11 protein-coding genes and 1 pseudogene are annotated in these 10,203 nt (G+C 57.3%); 2 read left to right on the plus strand and 10 right to left on the minus strand.

Annotated elements, in window-relative coordinates; translation table 11 throughout:
- Positions 1-83: 83 nt before the first annotated feature.
- A pseudogene (locus AACZ17_RS16645) lies at positions 84-776 on the plus strand (Tn3 family transposase); the annotation flags it as partial.
- A gap of 115 nt (positions 777-891) precedes the next feature.
- Here AACZ17_RS16645 and AACZ17_RS16650 read toward each other — a convergent pair.
- From AACZ17_RS16650 to AACZ17_RS16695, 10 genes are all read right to left on the minus strand, one after another.
- Positions 892-1,335 carry a MarR family transcriptional regulator gene (locus tag AACZ17_RS16650; RefSeq protein WP_290741464.1) on the minus strand — a complete coding sequence of 148 codons (444 nt, stop codon included), beginning with the start codon at positions 1,333-1,335 and terminating at the stop codon, positions 892-894.
- A gap of 120 nt (positions 1,336-1,455) precedes the next feature.
- Positions 1,456-1,773, minus strand: coding sequence for a 2Fe-2S iron-sulfur cluster-binding protein (locus tag AACZ17_RS16655; RefSeq protein ID WP_290741462.1), 318 nt, complete (start codon positions 1,771-1,773; stop codon positions 1,456-1,458).
- Between the two features lie 7 nt (positions 1,774-1,780).
- A complete protein-coding gene (locus AACZ17_RS16660; protein WP_290741460.1) occupies positions 1,781-2,395 on the minus strand; it encodes an NAD(P)H-dependent oxidoreductase in 615 nt (204 codons plus the stop codon).
- 112 nt (positions 2,396-2,507) lie between these two features.
- Entirely contained in the window at positions 2,508-2,855 is a 348-nt protein-coding gene (locus tag AACZ17_RS16665; RefSeq protein WP_290741458.1) for a hypothetical protein, read from the minus strand.
- A gap of 92 nt (positions 2,856-2,947) precedes the next feature.
- A complete protein-coding gene (locus tag AACZ17_RS16670) occupies positions 2,948-3,415 on the minus strand; it encodes an enoyl-CoA hydratase/isomerase family protein (protein WP_290741456.1) in 468 nt (155 codons plus the stop codon).
- A gap of 30 nt (positions 3,416-3,445) precedes the next feature.
- Positions 3,446-4,438, minus strand: a complete 993-nt coding sequence (locus AACZ17_RS16675) for a PhnD/SsuA/transferrin family substrate-binding protein (RefSeq protein ID WP_290741454.1) — start codon at positions 4,436-4,438, stop codon at positions 3,446-3,448.
- Between the two features lie 98 nt (positions 4,439-4,536).
- The gene (locus AACZ17_RS16680; RefSeq protein ID WP_290741452.1) at positions 4,537-5,742 is read right to left on the minus strand and encodes a Gfo/Idh/MocA family oxidoreductase; all 1,206 of its coding nucleotides are present in this window, start codon (positions 5,740-5,742) and stop codon (positions 4,537-4,539) included.
- The gene (locus AACZ17_RS16685) at positions 5,739-6,725 is read right to left on the minus strand and encodes a PDR/VanB family oxidoreductase (protein WP_339638968.1); all 987 of its coding nucleotides are present in this window, start codon (positions 6,723-6,725) and stop codon (positions 5,739-5,741) included. Before AACZ17_RS16685 ends, AACZ17_RS16680 begins: the two co-directional genes overlap by 4 nt.
- A 109-nt stretch (positions 6,726-6,834) precedes the next feature.
- Positions 6,835-7,674, minus strand: a complete 840-nt coding sequence (gene nadC / locus AACZ17_RS16690) for a carboxylating nicotinate-nucleotide diphosphorylase (protein ID WP_290741448.1) — start codon at positions 7,672-7,674, stop codon at positions 6,835-6,837.
- Between the two features lie 138 nt (positions 7,675-7,812).
- Positions 7,813-9,099: a Rieske 2Fe-2S domain-containing protein gene (locus tag AACZ17_RS16695; RefSeq protein WP_290741446.1), complete on the minus strand. Its 1,287-nt coding sequence runs from the start codon at positions 9,097-9,099 to the stop codon at positions 7,813-7,815.
- Positions 9,100-9,302: 203 nt separating this feature from the next.
- Between AACZ17_RS16695 and AACZ17_RS16700 the strand changes: the two genes are divergently transcribed.
- On the plus strand, positions 9,303-10,166 hold the full coding sequence (locus AACZ17_RS16700; RefSeq protein ID WP_290741444.1) for an aromatic ring-hydroxylating dioxygenase subunit alpha: 864 nt from the start codon (positions 9,303-9,305) through the stop codon (positions 10,164-10,166).
- The last annotated feature ends 37 nt before the right edge of the window (positions 10,167-10,203 follow it).

Genomic DNA, 10,203 nt, shown 5'->3' on the forward strand with positions numbered 1-10,203 from the left:
CTCAGCGCATTAGAAACTAATAGCCCCCTGCAGACCACGGATGGCGGGGCCTCCGGCGGTTTTTGCAATATTTGGAGGCAAAATCCCTAGGACCCCTATTTGGTTACAGCTTCGCGCCACGTTATGCCCAGCCAGGGCGAATCATCAATGAGATGTTCGCAGTCACAGAAGACGATGCTGGGAAAGTGAATCTGTCATTACGAACACCGATCAACACTAAATGCATTGCGCGCCACTGGGACAAGATTCAGCGTATCGTCGTGTCGCTCAAGGAGCGGAAAACGACGCAGGCACTTCTGGTGAGAAAACTCTCGACCTACAAGAAGAACCACCCGTTGCTGGAGGCGCTGACAGAGTACAACCGCCTCGTGAAGGCGAATTATCTGCTGAACTATATTGATGATGCAGATCTACGAAATCATGTTCAGCGAGCGCTCAATCGGGGGGAAGCCTACCACCAGTTACGGCGCGCGATCAGCGATGTGAATGGCGACAGATTCAGAGGTAACTCGGACGAAGAAATCCAGCTGTGGAATGAGTGTGCACGGCTGCTGACAAACGCGATTATCTATTTTAATTCCAGTGTTCTGAGCTACTTACTCAAGAGCTTTGAATACCAAAAGGATGAGCAGAAGCTGGCGATCGTGAAACAAGCCTCGCCTGTGGCCTGGTACAACATCAATTTAAAAGGCACGTATCGCTTCAAATCGACTGGAGAAGTGCCCGATTTAGAGCAAATGATGCGCCATATTGAGGGATATAAGCCTGTTAGCTAAAGTAATACCCGCTGGAAAGCCACGGCTGGCGGGGCCTGCAGCGATAAGTGTCGTTTTTGGACGGAAAAACCCTAGTACCCCAAAGAGGCTCGTGACAGGCAATCAGGTGCGCCGGTCACAGACCGTCCGCTTTCAATAGATTCTTATGCATATGTCCAAGAACCGAGAGGCATTTGTCTATGTCTCGTGCGGGGATGCCATTCCCCAGTATCTCGTTGATCTCAACCGCCACAGGTAGAAGTTTCTCTTCGAGATCCCGGCCTTTCTTTGTCAGCTGAATACACATCTTGCGGCGGTCCTGGGCGTCCCGCTTTCTAACTATCAGGCCATCTTTCTCCATGCCCAGAATCATCGCAACGGTCGTGTTTTCCTTGACGTTAATCAGGTCACCCAGCTTCTTCTGGGTAAGACCTTCTTCCAGCCACAGCACTCTAAGGTAGTACCAGTAACCAGCTTTCAAGCCGTGTTCAGCCAGGCGAGCGGTTAGGAGCCGGTCAATCGCACGGTGCAAAATTCTGATTTGATAGCCGAGACTCTTCTCCGGTGGGAGTGAAACCAAGGGGGCTCTCCAGCAAGATCCAGATTCCAGTTCGCGCCAGCACGGCGAGAGAACGCTTATTATTCTAAATCAATTTCGCCAGCCACGTCCAAGTCGGGCCCCGACGGCATGTTCTGGTATCTAGTCCTCTTCGGCTATACGAACCTTGAGGCCCGAAAGCTCGTAGGTCAACGGAATCTGACAGGAAAGACGAGAGGTTTCAGTACGATGAGCCGAGCAATCAAGCAGGTCGTCTTCATCGTCTCCCATGGGAGGAAGAATCCCGCTGAACGAAGGATCCACGTGAACGTGGCAGGTGGCACAGGAGCAACACCCCCCACAAAGCGCCAGCACATCATCTATACCGGCATTGCGGATTGTCTCCATCAGGCTCAGACCATCAGTGATATCAATCCGGTGCTCCACTCCATCACGGGTGGTGACAAATACTTCCGCCATAATCTGCTTACAACTCCAGCGCCTCGATGCGCTCTTTAACATCCGTCTCCGCCTGACTACGGTGCTCAGGGCCAATGGAGACACCATCCGCAGCGATCACTTCCAAGGCTTGTACGCCAATAAATGCAAAGATCGCGCGAAGATAGCTTTCGCAGTGCTCGATCGCCGCACCGGGTGCCCCCTCGTTGTAATAGCCACCGCGTGAAATACAAAGTACGACTTTCTTGTCGCCCATCATTCCTTCCAACTCGCCCTCGGGGGTGTAACGGAAGGTTTTGCCCACAATAAGGAGCCGGTCAATCCAGGCTTTGAGAGCGCTGGAAACCGTCAAATTATAGAAGGCCGTGCCGATGACAATAACGTCCGCGCTCAGGAACTCTTCCAGCAATACTGCACTCAGCGCCAGTTCGGCCTTAATGTCGGGCTCATGCTCGGTCGTCAATCCCTGAGTTGCCGCCATGGACACCTCAGTCAGATGGGGAACCGGGTCTTTGCCAAAATCCCGGTAAGTTACAATAGCGTCCGGGTAGCGGGCCTTCAGTTTTTCCATTACATCGGCGGAAATCTTCCGGCTGAATGAGTTGCCGCCCTGTACGCTGCTGTCAATGTGTAGAATTCTCACGTTAAATCTATCCGCTATTCTCAATGTATTAGTATGTTTTTTCACTCATGCTAAAAACGATGACATACCAGTCTCTGTTATCAACTGGCTAGACTGCTTCAGGTCGGCCTGACTACCCGACGCCGATCAGATCCTTTTCTTCAACTTTCTCTTGTTCCTCATCAGCAAGCCGCGCAATCAGTCGAAGGACGCGAATTCCACCTGCATCACTTTTGAGGATTTTCTCCCGGAAATTTGGACGGTGATCACGCGCAATAATCTTCTCAATCTCCTCCAGCGCTACTTTATCTTCCATGAACGCGCCATCCCCGACAGTCTGCATCTGCTGATCAAGCTCTTTATCTGCGATTGCATTGTGCCGCGCCATCGCCCACAGATAGTGCGTTGTGCCCTGTGTTTCCGGCGTCATGATATGAATAATATGCTGGATATCCTGTATAGGGGGCTCGGAAGAATCCAAGGCGCCGCGCCTCGCTTCTCGCCTGTTCGCCGGGCTGCTCGGCCAGATGATCCACCAACCCGGCGTCAAGTGCCCGGCCCGCGTCAATCGGTTTAGCGGTGGATATCATTTGCGCCGCCAGCTTGAGGCCCACCAGGCGGGGTAAATGCTGTGTGCCCAGCGATCCAGGAATCAGCCCGAGCGTCACTTCGGGCATCCCGAAACGCGTCTGCGGTGCCGCGACACGAGCGTGGCAGGCCAGCCAACTCCAGTCCGCCCCCCAGCACGGTACCGAACAGCGCGGCGACAACGGGCCGCTCACTGCCCGCCAGGCGCATCAGGAGGCGGTTAAAGGGCTGCGCGGAGAATGCCGGATCCTCGAACGCGGCTATATCGCCACCAGCGACAAAGGTCGATCCGGCGCATTCGATGACCAGAGCGGCCGCGCCACTGTCCTGCTCGAAGGCATCCAGCGCAGTTCCCAGGTCACGAACCAGCGCGGCGCCGATCGCATTGACCGGTGGATTATCGATGAGGATCACGCCCAGGCTGGCTTCACGTGTGTAACTTGCTGTGCTCATAGGGTTACTGTTCCGCTAAGGTGACTCGAATTAAATGCTGTAACCTTCCAGGGTGGCCGGCCAGAACAGTTCCTCAGGCTTCACTCGCCGCTCCGAGAGCCCCTGGCGATAGTGGTGATCGAGGAAAGTGTCGAGTGTCTGCACATTGTCCTTGTAGCCATAGGACCAGTAATTTTCCCCCAGTGTTTGCCGGGCAGCCTCGAGCTGTTCCTCCACGAAGGGCAGCGTAACCTTGGTGGCCGAGGTATCCGCCAGCGCGGTCAGGGCCTGCGCCTTGGACGTTTCGAACGCCTTCTGCAGCGCCATCGGTAGCCAGGGGTGCTGCTCCGCGATCGTGCGCCGAACCCCGACCACATGCATGATGGGGAAGATGCCGGTTTTCTGGTAGTAGTTCATCGCCTCGGTTCTGGAGTCTGGGAACAGACGGACAACATTGGGGTGGCGATTGTCAAAACAGGACAGAGTCCGGGGGCCGATGAAACCGTCGATCTCGCCGTCGGCCAGCAGGCCGCTCAGGGTTTTACCCGCCGGCGCGGGCTCCATTTCCACCCCGGCAGGCAGGGTCAGCTTCACCTTCTCCGGCCGATCCGCGACCTCCATACCGCCGCGCACCCAGGTGATATCGGAGGGCGATACGCCGTATTCGTCCTCCAGCAACGCCCTGGCCCAGACATTGGCGGTCAACTGATATTCAGCGATGCCCATCCGCTTGCCCTTCAGGTCGCCCGGAGACTCTATTCCCTTGTCATTGCGAATGTAGATGCAGCTGTGGCGAAATGCCCGCGACAGGAAAGCCGGAATGGCGACGTACTCAGAGGTGTTTCTGCTGACGCTCAATACGTAACTGCTGAAAGACAGTTCGCTGACATCGAACTCCTGATGACGAAATGCCCGGAAAAACATTTCCTCCGGCGACAGCGTCATAAATACCGGGTCGACGCCATCAATCTGAACATTTCCATCAATCAGTGGGCGGTTGCGGTCGTAGTTTCCGATGGCGATGGAAAGTGGCAGGTCTGACATGTGTAGCTCCGAATATGAATTGTGAATGCTTCTGGGTGAGAGGTATTGTTGTTTCCGGGGCGGACCGGCGACAAGGCCAGGCCCGCTTTGGCCCGTTCCTACACAAAGGTGACCAGTGCCGATTCCCCCTCTTCGTCCGGTCGCAGGGCCACCCGGCGGCGATGCCTGAAGGACTCATAGAGCGCCTCGCAAACCGCCACGTTAAGGTAACCCCGTGCTGCGGAATGCACGGGCTTTTCACCACAGCGAACCACCCGGTAGAGCTCTGAAATCACCTCGGCCCGCGGAGAGCCCTCCAGCGGCAAGGGGATAAACTCGTAGCCATCATCGGCATAGATATGAATGCCCTCGGCGGTTGGCTTGATATCCGCCTTCTCGCAACTGATGATAATGGTGCCAAAGTGCTCATGCGCGACCGCTGCGGGGCCATTGTCACCAGTGTCGCCGAAGCCGCGACTTTCCTTGGCCGCCACCTCGTTATCGACTTGCTGTAATCGCTGCCTTGCGACGCCGTAGCTGTCCGCGGCTTTGCGGGTGCCGAGCTCACCAATCCAGCCCTGCTCCGCGTCCGAATCGTAGTGCGCGTAGCCACTGTAGGTGATGGAGCCGACACAGCCGTTGCTGAACTCCACCAGTGCACTGTAGGCGCCGTCACAGGGGCGACGGGAATCGAAATCGCCAACGCTGCCGTAAACGCCAATCGGCATCGATCCCGCCAGGGTCATCAGGATATCAACGTGGTGGGCGCCCTGGTTGAAGACAACACCGCCACCGTGAGCCCGATCCAGCTCCTCGGGGCGCCGCGGGCGATAAACAAAGTCGGTGTAATAGTGGGCATTGATCATTCCAACCGGGCCGTACTTGCCACTGGCAATCAGTTTAGCGGCCTCGACGATCGGCTTGTCGAAACTGTGGCTGGGCCCCACGATCACTTCCCTGCCCGACTCCCGGACCGCCCCGGTAATCGCGGCGGCATCAGCGGAGGTGATGGTCATGGGCTTTTCCACCAGCACGTGCTTATTCGCGCGCAGGGCGTCAACCACATTCTGGCGGTGCAGTTCATGGGGCGTCGCAATGTAGACCGCGTCGATATCCGGATTAGCCAACAATGCCGCGGTATCACTGACCGCGCTGTGCCCGAACTGCGCGGCAAATGCCCGCTGCTTCTGCAGGCTGCCGGTGGCCGCACCGGCGATCCGGACCCGCTCGTCCCCCATAAACGTCGGCAACATCAGCATGAAGGCCCGCCCGAGGCCAACGATACCCAGCCTTACCGGATTGACTTCACTATCGTCCATTGTCATTGGCCAGCACCGTCCAGCTCAACGCTTATGGTGATCTCATCTCCCTTCGCCCGGGACACACAGGCCATCATGTAGCTGCCGGTTTCGCTGTCTTCCAGCACCAGGTCGCGGTGCTCCACCTCGCCGGCCTCATAGGGAATTTTGCAGGAACCGCAGGTGCCACTTTCACAGGAACTGTGCACCTTTACGCCCTCGCGCCGGAGCGCGTCGAGCAGGGTTTCGGATTCACCCACCTCGATCACCCTGTCGGTGCCCGCGAGCCGGGCCCGGAACGGTCTGTCGTCCACCCGCACCGCCTCGACCGGCTTGAAATCCTCAAAATGAAGGCGCGAGGACGGCCAGTGCCCGGTCATGTCCTTAATTTCCGACATCAGGGACTTGGGGCCACAGCAATAGATATGCTGAGAGGTAGGCTTCTCCAGCAGATCCCAGAAGTCATAGCGATCACCCGACGCCCCACTGTGATGAATAAGGATGTGGTCCTTGTATTCGCTGCGCGAAAGCTCATCGAGAAAAGGCGTATCTTCGGGCGATCGCGTCAGATACACGAGCTTGAAGTGTTCGTGACCGGCTTTAGCCAGGGCCTGGAACATGGCATAGATCGGGGTAATGCCAATCCCACCGGCAATCAGCAGGTAAGCCGGGGCCTCAACAAATTCAAATTCACACTCCGGTTGGCTGATGGTGAGCACGGAGCCCTGCTCGGTATCATCCACCATACTCACGGAGCCGCCGCGCCCATCGGCTTCACGTTTTACTGCAATGGAATAGGACATATTGTCCTCGGCCACATTGCAAATCGAATACCAGCGATTTGCGCCACCCGGGGTATGCACCGATATATGGGAACCCGGTGCACACGCCGGCAATGCCGCGCCATCAGCGCGGCTCAATTCAAACAGAAATATGTTGCTTGCGATCTCCTGCTTCCTGCTGATCACAACATCCAGGCTAGGTTCATTCCCAGTCATCGCTCCACCCATTCACCACGAGGCAATACCAGTCGTTGCCTCCCTATCAAAATTACGAGTCCATGTCACCGCGGCCAAATGCCCTGCAATGACTGTCGGCGCCGGCCGAGGCCTGCGCCTGTCAGTCAAACCGCATGGACAGGTCGACCGCTTTGCAGTCCTTGGTAAGCGCGCCAATGGATATATAGTCCACACCGGTTTCGGCAATTGGCAGCAGGGTCTGATCATTGATGCCGCCCGAAGCTTCCAGCCTGGTGCGCCCCTCCGCCAGCTTGACCGCGGTGCGCATGTCGTCCAGGGAAAAATTATCCAGCATGATGATATCCGACCCGGCATCGAGCGCCTGATCCAGTTCCGCCAGGGTCTCGACCTCGACTTCTACCGGCTTGCCGGGCGCCAGTTCACGGGCCGCAGCTATGGCCGCCACGATCGAGCCACAGGCGTTGATGTGGTTCTCCTTGATCAGGAAGGCATCGTACAGACCCAGGCGATGGTTGAAGCACCCCCCCATGGTGACAGCGTACTTTTGCGCTATGCGCAAGCCGGGAATCGTTTTGCGCGTGTCCAGCAGTTTTACCCCGGTCGACGCAACCAGAGATGCGTACTGGCTGCAGACTGTCGCCACGGCAGAAAGCGTCTGCAGGAAGTTCAGCGCGGTACGCTCACCCGTCAGTAGAGGCCGCGAGAGACCTTCGATCTGGACGAGGCGCTGGTTTTCCCCGATGCGCTGCCCCTCCTCAACAAGCCATTCGATCTCGACCTCCGGATCCAGCGCGCGGAATACCGCGTTAACCCAGGGAATGCCGCAGACGGTCGCCGCCTGGCGGGAGCTGATACGCGCACACGACCTGCTTTCGGCCGGTATGAGCTTAGCGGACACATCGCCGTCGCCAACGTCTTCTGCCAGTGCTGCATCCACATTCAGTTGAATGGCACGCTCGAGGGTTTCTGAATCAATCATAGGGAACACCATGACTACAGGAACGCGACCTCCGTCGCCGACCTGCGAGAGCGGCCGGCGACGGAGTTGGCGTCATTCCGTCTTATACACACCTGCGGCGCTCTGCGTATCGCCACGAATAACCATTGTCGTACCGGCTTACCAGTCCATGAGCTTGTGCTCATCCCTCTCGACGGGGTTGGACCAGTCCGTATCCTTGGGAATCACGCCCTGCCAGGAGGGAATGATCTCGGCACCGTGTTCGCGGAACACCGATTTCTCGTACGCGGCGGCGCCCTCCTCAACGAAGCGGTTGAGCTGGTCCATCATGTAGCGACGAAACTCGACGACGGCACCGTCACTGGCTCCCAGCGTATCGCAGGAGCGGTCGGCGATTTTGCCCATAGTGACCCACATGGCCATGTCCTGGTTGGGGATACCCTGGATGCCGGTATAGCTTCCTTCTTTCATCGCTTTCCGATCCTGCAGGAACCAGTTGTGCGCCTGCCGCTTGGAGAACCAGTTGTCATCCAGGTGCTCACCGGGACTGGCACCCAGGAATGAACGCCAGTTGTCGACATCGGGAGCATTATCTCCCCAGGCGATGAAGTGAAACGCGGTATTTTCATCGTCAATCGGCACGTTGATATTGGCCACATTGTAGGAACCGTTCGGCGGAATCAGCACCGTCATCGGCGCAACAAAGACAGAGGTGCGCACGTAGCTGTGGGTATCCGCCTTCTTGATCGGGCGCCGGATCGCGGCATAGTGAAAGCCGGATTCCGTCGATTTCGCCCTGATACTCGGGTTCTTGTCGGTGGACGGCCGGTACCAGGCATTGTCGTCCGCTTCCGCCTGGATCACCCGGGCGGGCACCATGTCACTGGAATGCAGGCTCGAGCTGTGGGCGCTATCAATTGCACCCTCCAGAATCTGGGCCCAGTTACACGGAATATTGATCTTGGCGATGCTGACCTTGGTGTCTTCCTGTGGCGCCCAGGCCGGCGGCTCGAACGGCGGCACCGACTCACTGTCACCGAGGTAGACCCAAACGGCGCCCGCCCACTCCTTGACGGGCAGGGAGCGGTGCTTGACTTTGTTCTTCAGCGGGCTCTCCTCGGGCTCTGAAGGCATATCGAGGACATTGCCTTTGCGGTCGATCTTCCAGCCATGGTACAGGCACCGCAGACCACACTCTTCATTTCTGCCCAACACCAGGGAGGCGCGGCGGTGAGGACACAATTCATCCATCACCCCAACCTCGCCGTCGCTGTCACGGAAAGCGACAAAGTTCTCTCCCAATAAGCGAACCCGGATCGGCTTCCCATCCGGCTCCGCGATCTCCTCCGACAGACAGGCGGGCATCCAGTAATAGCGCATGACCTGTCCCATCGGGGCATCACCCTCGACCCGGCACAGCATGTCATTTTCAGCAGGTGTCAGCATTTTATTCGGCCTCCGTGAACAGCACGATTTACTTCTATATAGATGTATATGGCGACAAGCTACTTAAATTGCCAGACAATGTCAAACACTTTTCAGGGCGGGACCTGCGACCTGGATCATTTGAACGATACCCAACCACATGAAAGTCGATACAGAATGCATCAACCCGTTAACCACGGCAGAATAAGGAGAAGGCAAAGCATATGAATTTTCTGGAAAATTGCTGGTATTGCGCCGGCTGGTCCACCGATATCACCGACAAACCCATCCACCGCAAATTGCTCGGCAAGAACATTGTGCTGTTCCGGGACAGCAAAGGCCGTGTGGTGGCCCTGGGGGACAGGTGTCCACACCGCTTCGCGCCACTTCACGAGGGCTGCGTCAAGGGCGATACCATTCAGTGCCCCTATCACGGGCTCCAGTTCGACGCCACGGGCTCCTGCGTACTGAACCCCCACGGCAGCGGAAAGATCCCCGCGACCAATAAAACGCCGGCCTACCCTGTCGAAGAGCGCGACGGGACCCTCTGGATATGGATGGGCGATCCCGCCCGGGCCAACCCGGATGACATCATCGATACCGCATTCCTGACCGACAGTGAGAACTTTGTCTCACGCACCGGATGCCACCCGGTAAAGGCCAGTTACTTCCTGGTTGTCGACAACCTGTTGGATCAGACCCACGCCCAGTTCCTGCACCCTGAAACAGTGTTTGGCAAAGCGGCCTCGGATCGCTGGCAGGTTCACCTGGCTGACCGCAGCGAGGATGAAGAAAACGGGGACAATACCCAGGAGGTCTGGTACGAAGAGGACGACAGTAGTTTGACCTCACACTACCTGATGCGCGGCAAACCCACCCCGCCGCTCTGGCGGCCGCTGCTCGATACCGAATCCTGTGATCTCTACTCGCGCACCATCTGGCGCGCGCCGGCCAACCTGGACCTCTCGCTGGACGTCACCCCCAGGGACGAGGGCGCGGACACCTCACCGGCCCACATGACAGGCATGCATTTTATTACCCCGATCGACGAGCTGAATTGCTACTATTTCTCACTACTGTCCGGTTAACTATGCCCACGGTCCACGTAACTGCATGACCCCACTG

Source organism: uncultured Haliea sp. (genome assembly GCF_963973825.1).
GTDB lineage: Bacteria > Pseudomonadota > Gammaproteobacteria > Pseudomonadales > Halieaceae > Haliea.